This is a genomic window from Zoogloea sp., assembly GCF_044344315.1.
In the GTDB taxonomy this organism is placed as follows: Bacteria; Pseudomonadota; Gammaproteobacteria; order Burkholderiales; family Rhodocyclaceae; genus Zoogloea.
The window spans coordinates 13222-29687 of sequence record NZ_JBIJDC010000048.1 but is presented as its reverse complement, the minus strand read 5'-3'; the positions used below and the strand labels follow the sequence as shown (position 1 = coordinate 29687).

The window sequence follows — 16466 nt, the reverse complement described above, 5'->3', positions numbered from 1 at the left end:
TGGGCTCCACCTGGAAGGGCCGCAAGGTCGGCACCTTCGGCCACCTGGCCACCCTGTCCTTCTACCCCGCCCACCACATCACCATGGGCGAGGGCGGCGCCGTGCTCACCAGCGACCCCCAGCTGCGCCAGATCGCCGAGTCCTTCCGCGACTGGGGCCGCGACTGCTGGTGCAAGCCCGGTTGCGACAACACCTGCGGCAAGCGCTTCGGCTGGCAGCTGGGCAGCCTGCCCCAGGGTTACGACCACAAGTACACCTACAGCCACATCGGCTACAACCTCAAGATCACCGACATGCAGGCCGCCTGCGGCTTGGCCCAGCTGGACCGGCTGGACGGCTTCATCGCCGCCCGCAAACGCAACTTCGCGCACCTCACGGCGCGGCTCGCCGATGCCACCGACTTCCTGATCCTGCCCGAAGCCACCCCGGGCAGCGACCCGTCCTGGTTCGGCTACCCCATCACCCTGCGCCCCGACGCCGGCGTCAACCGCGTCGATCTGCTCGAATACCTGGACCAGCACAAGGTCGGCACCCGCCTGCTGTTTGCCGGCAACCTGACCCGCCAGCCCTCCATGGCCGGGCGCAACTTCCGGGTGGTGGGCGAGCTCCCGGTGGCCGACCGGATCATGCGCGACACCTTCTGGATCGGCGTGTGGCCGGGGCTCAGCGAGGCCCAGCTGGACTACAGCGCCGACCTGATCCGCCAGTTTGTCGGCGCGGGCTTCTGACGCACTAGGCAAACATGCCTCCCGACCTCCATCGCCCCTGCCCCCTCTGCGGCAACCGCGACCCGGATGTGCTGGCGCAGCTTTCACTGCCTCAGCCCAGCCACTCGCCGCTGCCATCCGGCTACCGGCTGGTGGCCTGCACGGCCTGTGACTTCGTCTACGCCGACACCCCAGCCAGTCAGGCCGACTACGACCGCTACTATCAACAGCTCGCCAAGTACGGTGGCCCCACCGGCACCGGCGCTGGCCAGGACGCAGCCGACCAGCTGCGCCTGGAACACCTCGCCGATCGCCTGGTGGACGCGCTCCCGGGAAAGGATGCGGCGATTCTGGACATCGGCTGTGGCGCCGGCGGACTGCTGCAAGTGCTCGGTGCCCGAGGCTACGCCCGGGCCGAAGGCCTGGACCCGGATCCGGCCGCCGTGGCGCTGGCCCGCAGCCACGGACTCACCATCAACGCCGGGCTGGCGAGCGAATCGCCCACCCGCTATGCCGGCCGGCAGTTCGACCTGATCGTCCTGTCCCACGTGGCCGAACACCTGCGCGACCTGGACTGGCTGCCCCGGCTGGCAACACTGCTGGCGCCTGGCGGCCGCCTGTACATCGAAGTCCCCGATCCGCGGGGCTACCGCTGCGACCCGCGTCCGCCCTACTACTACTTCGACAGCGAGCACATCAACCATTTCAGCCCCCTCGCGCTGGGCAGGCTTTTCGCCATGGCCGGGCTCGCCCCCAAGGCCTTTCCCGACTGCACCCTGAGCCTGTCCGACGGCACACGCTACCCGGCCTTTGCCGGGATTGCCGCGGCGGGCCCCGACAACGGGCTCGCGCCGTCACCCTGCGTGATCACGTGTCTGCAGCGCTACCTGAAGGACTGTGCCGAGCGCGCCCGCGAGGCCATTCGAATCCAGCCCCCGCTGGATGAAAACGCGCCGCTGCTGGTCTGGGGCGCCGGCTCATGGGCCCAGCGCCTCCTCGGCCAGAACGCCATTCCCCTGGCCCGGGTCTGCGCCTTTCTCGACGGGGCACCGAACAAGCAGGGCCAGACTTTCGCCGGCAAGCCGGTCGTGGCCCCGGCCGAGGGACTATATCGTCACCCGAAGGCACAAGTTCTGGTCTGCGTCGCCGTAAACCCCCATCAAATCGAGGCAGAAATCCAGCGCATCGAACCCGGACACCCGCGCAGCCTGCACTTCATCACCGAGCCGACATGAAACTTTCCGAACGCATCGCCGACTGGCTGGCCGATCACGGCATCGAGCAGGTATTCACCGTCACCGGCGGCGGCGCCATGTACCTCAACCAGGCCCTGGCCAGCCACCCGCGCCTGAAGTGCACCTTCATGCACCACGAGCAGGCCTGTGCCATGGCCGCCGAAGGCTACGCCCGGGTCGCCGGCAAGCCGGCGGTGGTGATGGTGACCACCGGCCCCGGCGGCATCAATGCCCTCAACGGCGTGTTTGGCGCCTTCACCGACTCGATCCCCATGCTGGTCATCGGCGGGCAGGTCAAGCGTGCCACCTGCCTCGACTACACCCCCGTGCCAGGCCTGCGCCAGCTGGGCGACCAGGAAGGCCCGGTGGTCGCCATGGCCCGCCCGGTCACCAAGCTGGCCGAGAGCGTGGGCAGCCCTGAAGCCCTGGCCGAGCTGCTGCCCCGGGCCCTGGCCACGGCCATCGGCGGACGCCCCGGCCCGGTGTGGCTGGACATTCCCCTCGACGTCCAGTCGGCCGAATGCCCGCCCCTGCCGGCATTCACGGCCCCGGCCCCCCAGGCCCCCGCCGATCTGGACGACGCCTGCCGGCAGATTGCCGCAAAACTACACAAGGCCCACCGCCCCCTGATCATCGCCGGTACGGGCGTGCGTCTGGCCGGCGCCGGCGGTGCCCTGCTGGCCTTTGCCGAAGCCCACGGCATTCCGGTGGCCACCGCCTGGACCCACGACCTCATCGCCAGCGACCACCCCCTGTTCGCCGGCCGCCCGGGCACCATCGGCACCCGCGCCGGCAACTTCTGCGCCCAAAACGCCGACTGCGTGATCGTCATCGGCTCCCGGCTCAACATCCGCCAGGTGAGCTACAACTGGGACAGCTTCGCCAAAGACGCCTTCATCGCCCAGATTGACGTGGACCCGGCCGAGCTGGCCAAGCCCTTCGTCCAGCCCCATCTGCGCCTGGCCTGCGACGCCGGGCTTTTCATCGACGCCCTCGCCGCCACCTGCGCCGACGGCCTGCCGGATGTCCGCCCCTGGTCCGCCTGGTGCCGGGACATCCGCGCCCGCTACCCCATCGGCGGCGCCCCCACCGACAGCCCCCAGCTCCACCCCTATGCCCTGGTGGAACGCATCTTCGACCAGCTGCGCGACGATGACATCGTGGTCTGCGGCAACGCCTCGGCCTGCATCCTGCCCTTCCAGGTGGGCCGCCTGAAGGCCGGCCAGCGCATGTTCAGCAACTCGGGTTCCGCCTCCATGGGCTACGACCTGCCCGCCGCCATCGGCGCCGCCCGGGCTGCGGGCAGCCGCCGGGTGGTGTGCTTCGCCGGCGACGGCAGCCTGCAGATGAACATCCAGGAGCTGCAGACTCTGAAAACCCTGGGGCTGGACGTGCTCATCGTGCTGATCGACAACGGCGGCTACCTGTCCATCCGCCAGACCCACGAGAACTTCTTCGGCCGCATCGTCGGCGCCACCCCCGCCTCGGGGGTCGAATTTCCCGACTTTGCCCGGGTGGCGGCCGCCTACGGCCTGGACGCCGTCAGCATCGCCACGCCTGCCGACCTGCCGGCCCTCGACGCCGCCCTGGCACGCCGCGGCCCGACCCTCATCGCCGCCCGGGTGGACCCGGTCCCCGGCTTTGAACCCCGCATCAAGTCCCGCGCCCTGCCCGAGGGGGGCTTTGCCACCCCTGAGCTGGACGACATGTTCCCCTTCCTGCCCCCGGCCGAGCTGGCCGCGGTGCGTGCCGAGGCGCGCAGCCTCCGCGCCTGGACGGGTGGAGCCGGCGCGTGAGCACTACGGGCTTTCCGTCCCTGAGCTTCGAGGACGCCGGCGCCGCCCTGGTGGAAGCACGCCGGGAGGGTGTGCTGATCTTCGGCTGCGGCAGCTTCGCCCGGGATCTGCACACCGCCCTCGTCGGCATGGGCATCACGGTGCGAGGCTTCGTCGTGTCCCGCGGCGAGGCATCCCGGTTTGCCGACTGCCCGGTGGCCCCCCTCACGGCCCTCCCCGGCGGCTGGACGTCCCTGCCCCTGTGGATCGGCGTATTCAATCGCGAACCCGGCGCCGATCACGCGACCCTGGCCTCCGCCTGCGAAGCCGCTGGCTTTTCCCGCGTCCTGCTGCCCCAGCAGTACTTCGAAGCCCTCGGCGGCAGCATGGGCTGGCGTTACTGGCTGGACGAGCGGCAGGGTTACGCTGCCCACGCGTCCGAACTGCACGGCAGCTTCGCCCAGCTGGAGGATGAACCCAGCCGCGCCTTCCTCGCCGCCATCCTGCGCTACCGGCTGGGGCAGACCCGGGGCATCCCCGCCGCCCCCGTCTCCGGCCCCCAGTACTTCCCCGACTTCCTCACCGGCCTCGCCCACCCCCCGCTGGGCTTCGTGGATGCGGGTGCCTACAACGGCGACACCCTGGCCGAGGCGCAGCGTTACCTGCCCTTGCGCGAAGCCTGGGCCTTCGAGCCCGACCCGGCCAACTTCCCGCGCCTCGCCGAACGGGCCCGGGGCCTGGGCGTACCGGTCACCTGCCTGCCCTGCGGTGTGTCCTCGGTGAATGCCAGCCTGGCGTTTTCCGGCGGTCACGGCGAAGCCAGCACCCTGGGCGGAGAAGGCAACAGCCACATCCAGGTGCTGCGCCTTGACGATTGCCTGCCCAACGCCCGGGTGGGCTACCTGAAGCTCGACGTGGAGGGGCATGAGATGGAGGCCCTGGCCGGTGCCGAAGCCCTCATCCGTCGCAACCGCCCCGTCCTCGCCATCGCCGGCTATCACCGCCGCGACGACCTGTGGCGCATACCCGCCTGGATCTCCAGCCTCAATCTCGACTACCGTCTGCGTTTCCGGATCCACGCCCACAACTCCTTCGACGCGGTCTTTTACGCTTACTGAGGTCCCACATCATGAGCAACGCCATCTTCGAAAACCTGTTCATCCTCGAACTCGCCAACAACCATTGGGGGCGCCTCGAGCGCGGGCTGCGCATCGTCAACGACTTTGCGCAGGTGGTGCGCTTCAACAACGTGCGAGCAGCCATCAAGCTCCAGTTCCGCGAGGTGGACCACTTCATCCACAAGGACTTCCGGGGCCGCGAGGACATCCGCTACGTCAAGAAGACCGAGGCCACCCGGCTCAGCAAGGCCGAGTACCGGACCCTGGTGAAGGCCATCAAGGAGCGCAACTGCATCCCCATGGCCACCGCCTTCGACGAGGCCTCGGTGGACCTCTGCGAAGAGCTCGACCTGCCCATCATCAAGATCGCCAGCTCCGACATCAACGACTGGTTCCTGATCGAGCGCATCGCCGAGACCCGCAAGCCGGTGATCGTGTCCACCGGCGGCTCGACCCAGAAGGACATCGACGACATGGTGACCTTCTTCGCCAATCGCAACATCCCGCTGGCGGTGAACCACTGTGTCTCCATCTACCCCAGCGAGGATGACGAGCTGGAGCTCAACCAGATCGACTTCCTGCGCCAGCGCTATCCGAAGAACGTCATCGGTCTGTCCACCCACGAGTACCACGACTGGACGTCGTCGATGCTGCTCTCCTACGCCAAGGGCGCCCGCACCTGGGAACGCCACATCGACGTCGAAGAGGACGGCATTCCCGTGTCGCCTTACTGCTCCCTGCCCCACCAGATCGACCAATGGTTCAAGGCCTTCCACAAGGCGGTGGAGATGTGCGGCGGCACCGGCACCGCCAAGCGCGTGCCCAAAAAGAAGGAAACCGAATACCTGGATGGGCTGGTCCGTGGTGTTTATGCCAAGCGCGACCTCCCCGCCGGCTACGAGTTGCACCACCAGAACCTGGAGGACGACTTCTACCTGGCCATCCCCCTGCAGAAGGGCCAGCTGTCCTGCCGTGAAACCATGAACGGCCTCAAGCTGACCCGCCCCGTCACCAAGGACTCGCCCCTGGAGATCGACGACGTGGACAGCCCGTATTCCCAGAACGAATCCCTGCGCAAGCTCATCTACAGCCGCGGCCTGTAAGCCTTCGCAGCCCTGACGCCATGTCACGCCCCCTGCTCCCGTCCCCCGCCTGCCCGGCCGTCCATGGCCGGCTCGGGGCACTGCTGGCTCACCTGGACACCCGCAGCCTCCACGGGCAGCGGATAGTCGTGACCGGGGGAACGGGCTTCTTCGGCTACTGGCTGCTGAGCCTGTTCGATCTGCTGCACCGCCAGGGCGTGGCGCTGAAGGTCTGCGTGCTGTCCCGCTCGCCCACCGCCTTCCTGGCTCGCGCGCCCTTCCTCGCCGACGCCCCCTGGCTGGACTGGCAGCAGGGCGACATCAAGGATTTCGGCGCACTCCCCCCCGCCGACCTGCTGATCCACGCCGCCACCGACACCGACGCCGCCGCCCATCGCCACCCGCTGGCGATCATGGACGACATCCTGCTCGGCACCCGTCACACCCTCGAGCGGGCCCGGGAAGCCGGCGTGCGCCGCGCCCTCTACGTGAGCTCCGGTGCCGTGTATGGCCGACAGCCGGCCGATGTGGCACAGATTTCCGAAGACGCGGCCTTTGCCTGCGACGCCCTGCATCCGGGCAGCGCCTACGGCGAGGCCAAGCGCGCCGCCGAGCAGTGGTGCCTGCAATACGGCCAGCAGCATGACATCGCCATTCCGGTCGCCCGCTGCTTCGCCTTCGTCGGCGCCACCCTGCCCCTGGACGGCCACTTTGCCATCGGCAACTTCATCCGCGATGCCCTGGTTGGCCAGACCATCCAGGTCAGCGGTGACGGCAGCCCCCTGCGCAGCTACCTCTACGGCGCCGATCTGGCCATCTGGCTGCTGACCCTCCTGCTGCAGGGACAGCACGGCCGGGCCTACAACGTCGGCGCCGACCAGGCCCTGTCCATCGCCGAGCTGGCCCACCAGGTGCGCGACACCCTGGCCCCCGCAGCAGCCGTCCATATCGCCCGCGGCCATGACGACAAGGCCGGGCGTAACCGCTACATCCCGTCCATCCAGCGGGCACGCCATGAACTGGCGCTGGACGCCTGGACGCCCCTGGAGGAGGCCATCCGCCTGACGGCGGAATGCGCCTCTCCCGTATCGCAACCCTGAGCAGTCGATGACCGCCATGCGCCAACTCTTTTCTGCCCCCCGCCGCCCGTACTACATCGATGCACCGGCCTATCGGCGCACGTCGGCGGGCATCCGGGTCCTGCACCTGCTGTGCCATGCCCTCAACAGCATTGGTGAGGAGGCCTACGTCTACCCGACCGAAACCCACCCGGCCCTCAACACCCCGCTGGTCACGCCCGAGCTCATCGAACGCCACAAGGCCGCCGGCCGTGAGCCCATCGTCGTCTATCCCGAAGTTGTCCCCGGCAACCCACGCAAGGCGGCCTCGGTGGTGCGCTACGTGCTCAACCGGGCCGGACTGCTGGGGGGAGACTGCGTCTATGCGGACACCGAGCTGATCTTCGGCTTCGGTCTCAATGCGCTGCCAGACGGTGCAGACCCGCAGAACATCCTGTTCCTGCCGCCCATCGATACCGCCATCTTCAACAACCGGGACAACCCCGACGACCACCAACGCAGCGGCGCCCTACTCTACCCGGGCCGCCATCAGGCCGCCCTGTCCCAGTACCCCCAGCTGGCCGCCGAAGCCACCCTGATCACCTACAGCTGGCCCGAAAGCCACGAAGCGCTGGCCGAGCTGCTGCGCCGCAGTGAGGTGGTGTATTGCTTCGAGTCCACCGCCATCGCCGCCGAGGCGGCCCTGTGCGGCTGCCCGGCCGTGATCCTTCCATCGCCCTTCTTCAATGGTGTCGCCCTGAGCGAGGCCGAGATCGGACGCAACGGGATCGCCCTGAACGATTCGCCGGAAGAAGTCGCCTTTGCCCGCGGCAGCGTCGGAAAGATGTGGGACGCCTACCAGGCGGCCGAAGCGCGCTTCTGGAGCCAGCTCGACCACTTTGTCGCCACCACCCAGGCCATGCCGGTCAGCGACGTCTCGGCCCATCCCGCCGAAGACCCCGCAGCCGCCGAGGCCCGCCAGATCTACGCGGTGTGGCGCAAGCGCCAGAGCCTGCAGGAAATCGACGCCCAGCTCCTCGCCGAGCGCATGGTCCTCAAATGGACCCAGCGCCCCGGCCTGCACCTGCTGCTGGCGCTGCATCCGGGTGAAGAGAGCCTCCTCGCCGACACCCTCGACAGCCTCGCCGCCCAGCTCTATCCCGAATGGATGCTGACGGTCGTCACCGCCCTGCCCACACCGGACGGCCTGGGCGACATCCCCAATCTGCAGTGGCTGTCCGTACGCGATCCGGCCCACATTGACTACGTCATCGACGAAATGGCCGCCGCCTCGCCGGGCACCTGGCTGGCCCGCATCGAGCCGGGCGTCACTCTTGAGCCCCACGCCCTGCAGGTCATCGCCGACTACATCAACCACCGCCCCGACTGGCGCCTCATCTACTGCGACGAGGACACCCGCGACAGGGACGGCAGCTTCAACCAGCCCCTGTTCAAGCCCGACTTCAATCTGGACCTGCTGCGCGCCCAGGCCTATTTTGGCTGCCTGGTATTTGTGGAGAAGCAGACCTTCCTCGCCGCCGGCCGCTATGGTCAGCACACCGGCGCCGAGAGCTACGATCTCGCCCTGCGCACCCTCGATCATGCGGGCGAGCCTGCCATTGGCCATATCAGCCAGATGCTGGTCCACCTGTCCCGCCAGTCGCGCCGGGCGATGGTGCCCGATGCCGAGAAGGCAGCCCTGGCCGATCACCTGGCGCGCCGCGGCCTCGACGCACTGATCCACGACGGGGCGCTGTTCGGCACCCGCCGCGTGGAATACCGCTGGAACGAGGCGCCGCTGGTCAGCATCGTCATCCAGACCCGCGACCGGGAGGAGTACCTGCGCCCCCTGCTCGAGAGCATTTCCACCCGCACCCGCTACCCCCGCTACGAGATCGTAGTGGTGGACAACGACAGCACCGACCCGGACGCCCGCCAGTTCCTGGCGCAGCTCGGCAGCACAGCCCCCTGGATCGACCGGGCCCGCGTCGTCGCCTGCCCCGGCACCTTCAGCTACGCCCTGGGCGCCAACACCGGGGCCGCCGCCGCCCGGGGGGACTACCTGCTCTTCCTCGACAACGACACCCACGTGGTGCAGGAAGACTGGCTGGACCGCATGATGTCCCCGGCCTGCCGCCCGGACGTGGGCATCGTCGGGCCACGCCTGACCTACCCGGAAACCGCCAAGGTACAGCAGGCTGGCTGGATCCTCGGCCTGCGCGGCACCGCCGCCAGCGTATGGAACAACGACGCGGAGATCACCGACCCGGGTTATATGGGCCGCGCCCTGTGCGACCAGAACGTGAGCGCCGTGTGCGGCTCGGCCCTACTGGTAAGGCGCAGCCTGTTCGAACAACTGGGCGGCATGGACAACGAGCGCTTCCCCCTCGTCCACAGCGCCCTCGACCTGTGCCTGCGCACCGCCGACGCCGGGCTCAAGGTGGTGTGGACGCCCTATTCCATGCTGGTGCATTACGACGCGATCTCCCTCAAGGCCCGCCAGCGCAAGCCCGAAGGTGCCCTGGCAGATTTGGTTGCCGCACTCGACGCCAATGACCGGCTGCTTCAGCGCTGGCTGCCGCGCCTGACCAACGACCCCGCGTACAACCGCAACCTGAGCCTGGCCGATGCCTTCAAGCCGGAGCACATCACCCCCATCGACTGGGACACCCACTTCCACGACCGGCCGCGCATCCTCGGTGTGCCCCTCACCGGGGGTGCCGGCGAATACCGCCTGCGCGCGCCGCTGCGTACCATCGGCCAGGCCGGCCTGGCCCAGACGATGATCTGCGAACCGCCCAAGGCCTTCTCGGTGCGCATCCTGTCGCCCATCGAACTGGCCCGCGCGGCGCCCGATTCAATCATCCTGCACCAGCCCCTCGACGACCCGCAGACCGATGCCCTTGAGGCCTATGCCCGCTATACCCCGCAGGTGAAGCGCATCATCACCATCGACGATCTGGTCACCGCGCTGCCCAAGAAGAACTCGTTCTACAAGTCCGGCTTCAAGGACGCCCGGCCGCGCCTGCGCCGAACCCTGGGCATGGCCGACCGGCTGGTGGTCAGCACACGCCCCCTGGCCGACATCTGTGCCGACATGATCGACGACATCCGGATCATGCCCAACTGCCTGGAAAGCAGCCTGTGGGGCGACGTGGTGCCGCCACGCCTGCCGCGCAAGAAGCCGCGGGTCGGCTGGGCCGGCGCCCAGCAGCATCTGGGTGATCTGGAACTCATCTACACGGTCGTCGAAGCCCTCGCCGACGAAGTGGACTGGATATTCATGGGCATGTGCCCTGAACCACTGAAGCCCTTCGTACGGGAATCCCATGGCTTCGTGCAGGACTTCCGCCTGTACCCCCAGGCACTGGCCCGGCTCGACCTGGACCTGGCCATCGCCCCTCTCGAAATCCACGCCTTCAACGAATGCAAGAGCAACCTGCGCCTCCTCGAGTACGGCGCCATGGGCTGGCCGGTGGTGTGCACCGACATCTATCCCTACCAGAATGCCCCGGTCACACGCCTGCCCAACGACCCGCAGAAGTGGATTTCCACCCTCCGCGAACAGCTCGCCGAGCCCGACGCCCTGCGTGAAGCCGGGCTGACCCTGCAGCGCTGGGTCGCAGACGGCTTCATCCTCGAAAACCATGCAGCCAGCTGGTTCGCGGCCTACGGACCATGAAGGCCGTCGCGCTCCAACCTGAAAGCATGTCGCAAACCGGCTGAAAACCCCGGCCCCGTCACGATTTATTGGCTAAAGCTTTATTTTTTTGGGCCGCTATCAAAGGCCAAGCGGTAATCCGCGGAAATATTTAGAAAAACAATAAAATGAAAAAAGTCAACAATTTTCTAAAGTCCTTCCGGCACTTCCCGTTAATGATTTCAACGGCGGTTGCCTTACACACACCGGGCAAGGCGAACCAAAGTTAAGCCTAAACGCTTATCTTGAACGGACTTAAGGAGAACTAAAATGGCTGCCACTATCAACACCAATGCGATGTCGCTGAATGCGCAACGCAATCTTTCCACCTCCCAGGCCAGCCTGGCGACTTCCGTGCAACGTCTGTCTTCCGGCCTTCGCGTCAATAGCGCCAAGGACGACGCAGCAGGCCTGGCAATTGCCGACCGCATGAATTCGCAGGCCAAGGGTTTCGACGTGGCGATCCGCAACGCCAACGACGGCATCTCCATGGCGCAGACCGCTGAAAGCGCGATGCAGGCCGTGACCGACAACCTCCAGCGGATGCGCGAGCTGGCCGTGCAGGCAGCCAACGGCACCTACACATCCGGCGACCAGGCCAACCTGGACACTGAATTCCAGCAACTGCAATCGGAAATCCAGCGCGTCGTCGGTGGCACCACCTTCAACGGCCAGAACGTGCTCAACCTGTCCTCCGCCGTGACCTTCCAGGTCGGCGCAGGCACCGCCACCACCGACACCATCAGCGTTCAGGGTAGTGCAGTGTCCCTGTCCGGCGTGTCGGCCGCGGTGACCGGCAGCGTTTCCAGCGTGGGCGCAGCCACCGCAGCGATTGCGAGCATCGACACCCAGCTGAACAACCTGAACACCGCCCGGGCCACCTGGGGTGCCGTGCAAAACCGCTTCACCTCGGTTGTGCAGACCCTGCAGGTCGCCTCCGAAAACGCCCAGGCTTCCCGCGGCCGGATCATGGACGCCGACTTCGCGAAGGAAACCGCCAACATGACCCGCGGCCAGATCCTGCAACAGGCCGGCACCGCGATGGTGGCCCAGGCCAACAGCATGCCCAACAACGTGCTGTCCCTGCTGCAGTAAGCCGTCTCAAACCAAACGTGACAGGCGCCGCCGCCCTGACCGGCGCGGCGCCGGTCGCACACGTGGGAGAACATCATGAGCATCCAGTCCGTCGGCGCGAGCAGCCTGCAATACGCGCCCCCCGTACAGACACCCGCCCAAGGCACCGGAGCGGGCGCCGTACGTACGGCGGAGGCCACTCCCGAAGCGAGCCGCACCCAGCAGGCCAACGCCACCCAGAGCCCCACCCGAACACCCCCGACCAGCGAGCAGCTGAATCAGGCCGTCAAGCAGATCCAGGATGTGATCAAGCAAACAGCCAACAGCCTTCAGTTCTCCATCGACGAGGATATTGGCGTGACTGTCGTGAAGGTCATCGATACCGAATCCAAGAAAGTCATCCGGCAGATTCCTTCGGAAGAAGTCATGGACATCGCCAAAGCCCTCGACAAGCTGCAGGGCTTGCTCGTCAAGCAGCAGGCCTGAGCCCTGATACCGTAGCCAGTCCCTCCCCTGGCAAGATTGGTCCCACCCTGGCGGTGGGATTTTTTTATTCCGCCAACCAGCGGATAAAAGCACTGCCCACCTGTGCAAAATCATTATTTTTCGTGCTGGCACGCAACCACCGATCTATTGGCACAGTCCATGCATCATGATTGCCTTCTTGGCAAAGGCCTCAAGTTTGATCCGCCGCCGCCGTAATCGAAAACAGTAGTAACTGAGCACCACGGGGGTACATCATGGCAAGCCTTTCTTCCGCCGGCATCGGTTCGGGTCTGCAGGTCGAGTCGATCATCAGCAGCCTGATGTCCATTGAAAAACAGCCCCTTACCAAGCTACAGAGTCAGCAGACCGGCTTCCAGTCGAAGATCTCCGCCCTCGGCACACTCAAGAGCGGACTCTCTGCACTGCAGACCGCAGCAAAGGCCCTCACGCCGGCAATTGGCCAGAGCGCTACGGCAGCTTTTTCCGCCTACAAGGCAAGTCTTGCCGATTCGACGATCGGTACCGTCACAGCGGGCAGTACGGCCGTCGCCGGCACCTACTCCGTTGAGGTCACCGCCCTCGCCACCAACCAGCGCCTTGCCCTGGGCAAGACTTACGCGGCCGGCGATCCCGTCATTGACTTCGGCTCGGACACTACCCGCACCCTGACCGTCACCAAGGACGGCACGCCCGTCGATATCACCCTGGAAAGCGGACAGAACACCCTTGCCGGTGTCCGCGACGCCATCAACAAGGCTGAAGCCGGGGTCAACGCGACCATCGTGACGGACACGAACGGGAAGCAGAATCTCATGCTCACGGCGACGACCGGGGGCACTGCCGCAGCCGTCAGCCTGTCGGGCACCGCCACCTTCATCGACCCCAACGCGCCGGGAAGCCCCATCGCAGCCTCGAGCGCCTTCACCCAGACCCAGGCGGCCACGGACGCGGCGGTGAAGATCCAGGGTGTCTCCATTGCCACCAAAGGCAACACGATCACCGACGCGGTAGACGGAATCACGCTACAACTGACGAAGACGGGCTCAACCAGCCTGACAGTCACCCGTGACAACTCGGAACTGAAAACCAAGGTCGAGAGCTTCATCACCGCTTACAACAGCCTTAACTCCTCGGTAAAGAGTCTCGGTGCGTACAACGCCGGCACCAAGACCGGAGCGGTACTCAACGGCGACTCTTCCCTGCGCACCATCCAGTCCCAGGTCCGGGGAGCGATCACCAACGTGCCGGCCAGTCTGTCCACCAATGCGGTCAAGACCCTGGCCGACATGGGCGTGTCTTTCCAGACCGACGGCACACTGAAGCTCGACACCACCAAGTTCGACAAGGCCGCCAGCACCAACTTCTCGGCAGTGGCCACGGCACTCGGTGCCTACGGCGACGCCATGAAGACCGCCACCACCAACCTGCTAGGAACGAGCGGGGTCATCGCCAGTCGCACCGACGGTCTCAACTCCAGCATCAAGAACCTCGACAAGCGGATTGATGCCCTCAGCAACCGCCTCACGATGATCGAGAAGACATACCGGGCGCAGTTCACCGCCCTGGACAAGACCATGACGAGCATGAACACAACCAGCACCTACCTGAACCAGCAGTTGTCTCTACTCAGCAGCATGGCAAGCAACTAACCCCGACCGGAGAACAAGATGTCTTTTGGCCTAGCCACCCGTCGTGCCGCCTCAGTCTATGCCGAAGTCGGCGTGGAAACCGGCGTCTCCACCGCGGACCCCCACAAGCTCATCCTGATGCTCTTCGAAGGCGCCCTGCTGCAGATCGGCACAGCGGCCATCGCCATGGATAGCAAGGACATCCCGACCAAGGGCACAGCCACTTCCAAGGCCATCGAGATCATCACCAACGGACTCAAGGTCAGCCTCGACTACGAAGCCGGCGGCGAACTGGCCGAACGCCTTGGCGCCCTATACGACTACATGACGCAGCGTCTTCTGTACGCGAACCTGCACAACAGCCGGCCTGCCCTGGACGAGGTGGCCCGACTGCTCAACGAACTGAAAGGCGCCTGGGAAGAAATCGGCACGTACGACCAGGCAAACCGCTAAGACCGCCGGAGAAAATTGCATGAGCTCCCTAGCCCTTCTGCAACAGATGAGCGCCTACTCTACTGAAATGGTGGACGCGGCACGGGCCAATGACTGGGATCGCCTGACCCGCCTTGAGCGGCAGGTGGCCTCGCTGCGCGACCGCCTTGGCGTGGAGGAGGCCCTGGGCTTCCCGGGCCGCCCCCGGCAGATGTCGGAAGACGAGCGCAAGAAGAAAGTGGCGCTGATCCGGCGCATCCTCGACGACGACAAGGAAGTCCGCGTGCACACCGAGCCGTGGATGGACAACGTGCGCCAGTTGCTCTCGGGCGGCGTGCGCCAGCGCAACGTGCGCGCGGCCTACGGCGACCCCGAGATCGGCTGACCGCAGCCCCCGGCGGGCAGGCAAGCCATGATTCCCGGCGATCTTGCCGCCCGCCTGCGGATGCTCACCGAGGCCAGCTTCTTCTCGGGTGAGCAAAACGTCGCCCCCCTGGCCCGCGCCCGGGCCATACCCGCCGATCTGCCGACTTTCACGCCCGGCGAGCGCATCACTGCCACGCTGCAGAACATCAACAAGGACCAGACCTTTCAGGGCAGGGTCAATGGCCGCGACGTGGTGCTGTCGCTGCCCCAGTCCGTCAAGGCAGGCGACACCCTCGAACTGATCGTCAGCGAGGTCACGCCCCGCGCCGTTTTTGCCAGCCTGGCCAATCCCGCCCCGCTCCCGTCCGACAAGCCCGCTCTCAGCCAGACCGGAAAACTGATCAGCTTTCTGCTCACCGGCCAGCCCTCTCCGGGCACAGCCCGCCTCAACGGCGGTGAAGCCCTGGTTTCGGCTGCCCCCCAGAACACCACCGCCACCGCTCAGCTGGCTGCCCGGCTGGGCAGCGCAGTGAGCGAAAGCGGGCTTTTCTATGAATCCCACCAGACGCGCTGGCTCTCCGGGCAGATGAGCACAGCGGCATTGCAGAGGGAACCCCAGGGCCAGACGGCGCCCCGCCAGGAGGCCAGTGGCGGACAGGCCATCAGCAATGCTATCAGCGCCGACGAGGCCGGCAGCACGAGCACCACAACGGCGCTGGCAGCAGGTGCAGCCAAGGCTGTCGACTCGACGCCTGTCGCCGAACGCCTGCTACCGCTGGTCCATCAGCAGCTCGACACATTGGCCACCCACCAGGTGGTCTGGCAAGGGCAGGTCTGGCCCGGGCAACAGATGGAGTGGGAGATCGAAGATCCGAGCGGTCGGGAACCTGGCGACGAAGACGGCGACCCGGAGCCCTACTGGAACACGACTTTGCGCCTGACACTGCCTGGCCTGGGTGGCATCGAAGCGCGTCTGCACCTCACACCTGCCGGTGTGGCTATCCGGCTAATTGCTGGCGACGCCCGCAGTCGCGACGCTCTCACCGCCGGCCAGCCCCGCCTAGCCGAAGCACTGGATGCAGCCAACGTCCCGCTCACCGGGATGGTCGCCGAACTGGCAGTGCCTGATGAACAGCCCTGAACGCCCCGCCGAGCCCCGGGCCGAAGCCGTTGCCCTGGCCTACAACGCCGGCAATGCGGCCCCGACGGTGGTCGCAAAGGGGCGTGGCCTGATTGCCTCCGAGATCATTTCACGGGCCCGGGAAGCCGGCGTCTATGTGCATGAATCACCGGAACTGGTAGCCCTGCTGATGCAGGTGGATCTGGACGCCCGCATTCCGCCCGAGCTTTATGTGGCCGTGGCCGAACTGCTGGCGTGGCTGTACAGCCTGGAACAGGGCACCCAGACTGGCATACCCGTAAAAATGGCCCCGAAACTACCGGGGCCATCAGGCAAGGGCCAAGCGTCAAATCAGGACGCCGGCGGCACGTAACCACCGATCTGATCGGCACCGCCACCAAAGAAATAACGCTCCATCTGCTCTGCCAGGTACTTGCGGGCCCGGGCATCCATCAGATTGAGGCGGTTCTCGTTGATCAGCATGGTCTGATGCTTGACCCACTGCTGCCAGCCTTCCTTCGAAACACTCTCAAAGACCTTCTTGCCGAGCTCGCCAGGAAGGGGCGGAAAATCCAGACCTTCGGCCTCGCGACCGAGCTTCACACAATTCACCATCCGTGCCATTTTTCACCTCTAGAGTTGGGAACCCCGCACAGCCTTGGGCACACAGCCCCTGGGCCGCCCG

At 66.3% G+C, this 16466-nt stretch carries 15 protein-coding genes; 14 read left to right on the top strand and 1 reads right to left on the bottom strand.

Translation table 11 applies throughout. The features are described 5' to 3' along the window. From ACIQ09_RS12005 to ACIQ09_RS11940, 14 genes are all read left to right on the top strand, one after another. The coding region (locus ACIQ09_RS12005; protein WP_398309805.1) for a DegT/DnrJ/EryC1/StrS family aminotransferase at positions 1 to 728 on the top strand (728 nt) is incomplete at its 5' end. Positions 729 to 742: 14 nt separating this feature from the next. Continuing rightward, a complete protein-coding gene (locus ACIQ09_RS12000) occupies positions 743 to 1942 on the top strand; it encodes a methyltransferase domain-containing protein (RefSeq protein ID WP_398309802.1) in 1200 nt (399 codons plus the stop codon). Beyond that, positions 1939 to 3738: a thiamine pyrophosphate-binding protein gene (locus tag ACIQ09_RS11995; RefSeq protein WP_398309799.1), complete on the top strand. Its 1800-nt coding sequence runs from the start codon at positions 1939 to 1941 to the stop codon at positions 3736 to 3738. Before ACIQ09_RS12000 ends, ACIQ09_RS11995 begins: the two co-directional genes overlap by 4 nt. Next, complete coding sequence (locus ACIQ09_RS11990; RefSeq protein ID WP_398309796.1) at positions 3735 to 4835, top strand: FkbM family methyltransferase; 1101 nt, start codon at positions 3735 to 3737, stop codon at positions 4833 to 4835. Before ACIQ09_RS11995 ends, ACIQ09_RS11990 begins: the two co-directional genes overlap by 4 nt. 11 nt (positions 4836 to 4846) lie before the next feature. Continuing rightward, positions 4847 to 5938 (top strand): N-acetylneuraminate synthase family protein, encoded by a 1092-nt coding sequence (locus tag ACIQ09_RS11985; protein ID WP_299883770.1) that lies wholly within the window; start codon positions 4847 to 4849, stop codon positions 5936 to 5938. A gap of 20 nt (positions 5939 to 5958) precedes the next feature. Further along, positions 5959 to 7017, top strand: a complete 1059-nt coding sequence (locus tag ACIQ09_RS11980) for an NAD-dependent epimerase/dehydratase family protein (RefSeq protein WP_398309793.1) — start codon at positions 5959 to 5961, stop codon at positions 7015 to 7017. A 7-nt stretch (positions 7018 to 7024) separates the two neighbouring features. Continuing rightward, positions 7025 to 10657 carry a glycosyltransferase gene (locus ACIQ09_RS11975; RefSeq protein ID WP_398309790.1) on the top strand — a complete coding sequence of 1211 codons (3633 nt, stop codon included), beginning with the start codon at positions 7025 to 7027 and terminating at the stop codon, positions 10655 to 10657. 288 nt (positions 10658 to 10945) lie between these two features. Beyond that, on the top strand, positions 10946 to 11770 hold the full coding sequence (locus ACIQ09_RS11970) for a flagellin (RefSeq protein ID WP_398309787.1): 825 nt from the start codon (positions 10946 to 10948) through the stop codon (positions 11768 to 11770). A 75-nt stretch (positions 11771 to 11845) separates the two neighbouring features. Beyond that, positions 11846 to 12235, top strand: a complete 390-nt coding sequence (locus ACIQ09_RS11965; protein ID WP_398309784.1) for a flagellar protein FlaG — start codon at positions 11846 to 11848, stop codon at positions 12233 to 12235. Between the two features lie 254 nt (positions 12236 to 12489). Beyond that, on the top strand, positions 12490 to 13884 hold the full coding sequence (gene fliD, locus ACIQ09_RS11960) for a flagellar filament capping protein FliD (protein WP_398309781.1): 1395 nt from the start codon (positions 12490 to 12492) through the stop codon (positions 13882 to 13884). Between the two features lie 18 nt (positions 13885 to 13902). After that, positions 13903 to 14316: a flagellar export chaperone FliS gene (gene fliS, locus ACIQ09_RS11955; RefSeq protein WP_398309778.1), complete on the top strand. Its 414-nt coding sequence runs from the start codon at positions 13903 to 13905 to the stop codon at positions 14314 to 14316. 19 nt (positions 14317 to 14335) lie between these two features. Further along, a complete protein-coding gene (locus ACIQ09_RS11950) occupies positions 14336 to 14680 on the top strand; it encodes a flagellar protein FliT (RefSeq protein WP_299883785.1) in 345 nt (114 codons plus the stop codon). Positions 14681 to 14707: 27 nt separating this feature from the next. Next, positions 14708 to 15802, top strand: a complete 1095-nt coding sequence (locus ACIQ09_RS11945; RefSeq protein ID WP_398309774.1) for a flagellar hook-length control protein FliK — start codon at positions 14708 to 14710, stop codon at positions 15800 to 15802. Beyond that, a complete protein-coding gene (locus ACIQ09_RS11940; RefSeq protein ID WP_398309771.1) occupies positions 15789 to 16154 on the top strand; it encodes an EscU/YscU/HrcU family type III secretion system export apparatus switch protein in 366 nt (121 codons plus the stop codon). Before ACIQ09_RS11945 ends, ACIQ09_RS11940 begins: the two co-directional genes overlap by 14 nt. On the opposite strand, the gene ACIQ09_RS11935 is transcribed toward ACIQ09_RS11940, so the two are convergent. Beyond that, entirely contained in the window at positions 16133 to 16405 is a 273-nt protein-coding gene (locus tag ACIQ09_RS11935; protein ID WP_398309768.1) for an oxidative damage protection protein, read from the bottom strand. The genes ACIQ09_RS11940 and ACIQ09_RS11935 overlap by 22 nt on opposite strands. Positions 16406 to 16466: the final 61 nt, after the last annotated feature.

Bases quoted from the DNA above. Each gene is read 5' to 3' on its own strand.
- ACIQ09_RS11935 (WP_398309768.1), bottom strand. From the start codon at position 16,405: ATGGCACGGATGGTGAATTGTGTGAAGCTCGGTCGCGAGGCCGAAGGT.
- ACIQ09_RS11985 (WP_299883770.1), top strand. From the start codon at position 4,847: ATGAGCAACGCCATCTTCGAAAACCTGTTCATCCTCGAACTCGCCAAC.
- ACIQ09_RS11940 (WP_398309771.1), top strand. From the start codon at position 15,789: ATGAACAGCCCTGAACGCCCCGCCGAGCCCCGGGCCGAAGCCGTTGCC.
- ACIQ09_RS11965 (WP_398309784.1), top strand. From the start codon at position 11,846: ATGAGCATCCAGTCCGTCGGCGCGAGCAGCCTGCAATACGCGCCCCCC.
- fliD (WP_398309781.1), top strand. From the start codon at position 12,490: ATGGCAAGCCTTTCTTCCGCCGGCATCGGTTCGGGTCTGCAGGTCGAG.
- ACIQ09_RS11970 (WP_398309787.1), top strand. From the start codon at position 10,946: ATGGCTGCCACTATCAACACCAATGCGATGTCGCTGAATGCGCAACGC.
- fliS (WP_398309778.1), top strand. From the start codon at position 13,903: ATGTCTTTTGGCCTAGCCACCCGTCGTGCCGCCTCAGTCTATGCCGAA.
- ACIQ09_RS11945 (WP_398309774.1), top strand. From the start codon at position 14,708: ATGATTCCCGGCGATCTTGCCGCCCGCCTGCGGATGCTCACCGAGGCC.
- ACIQ09_RS11980 (WP_398309793.1), top strand. From the start codon at position 5,959: ATGTCACGCCCCCTGCTCCCGTCCCCCGCCTGCCCGGCCGTCCATGGC.
- ACIQ09_RS11950 (WP_299883785.1), top strand. From the start codon at position 14,336: ATGAGCTCCCTAGCCCTTCTGCAACAGATGAGCGCCTACTCTACTGAA.
- ACIQ09_RS11975 (WP_398309790.1), top strand. From the start codon at position 7,025: ATGACCGCCATGCGCCAACTCTTTTCTGCCCCCCGCCGCCCGTACTAC.
- ACIQ09_RS12000 (WP_398309802.1), top strand. From the start codon at position 743: ATGCCTCCCGACCTCCATCGCCCCTGCCCCCTCTGCGGCAACCGCGAC.
- ACIQ09_RS11995 (WP_398309799.1), top strand. From the start codon at position 1,939: ATGAAACTTTCCGAACGCATCGCCGACTGGCTGGCCGATCACGGCATC.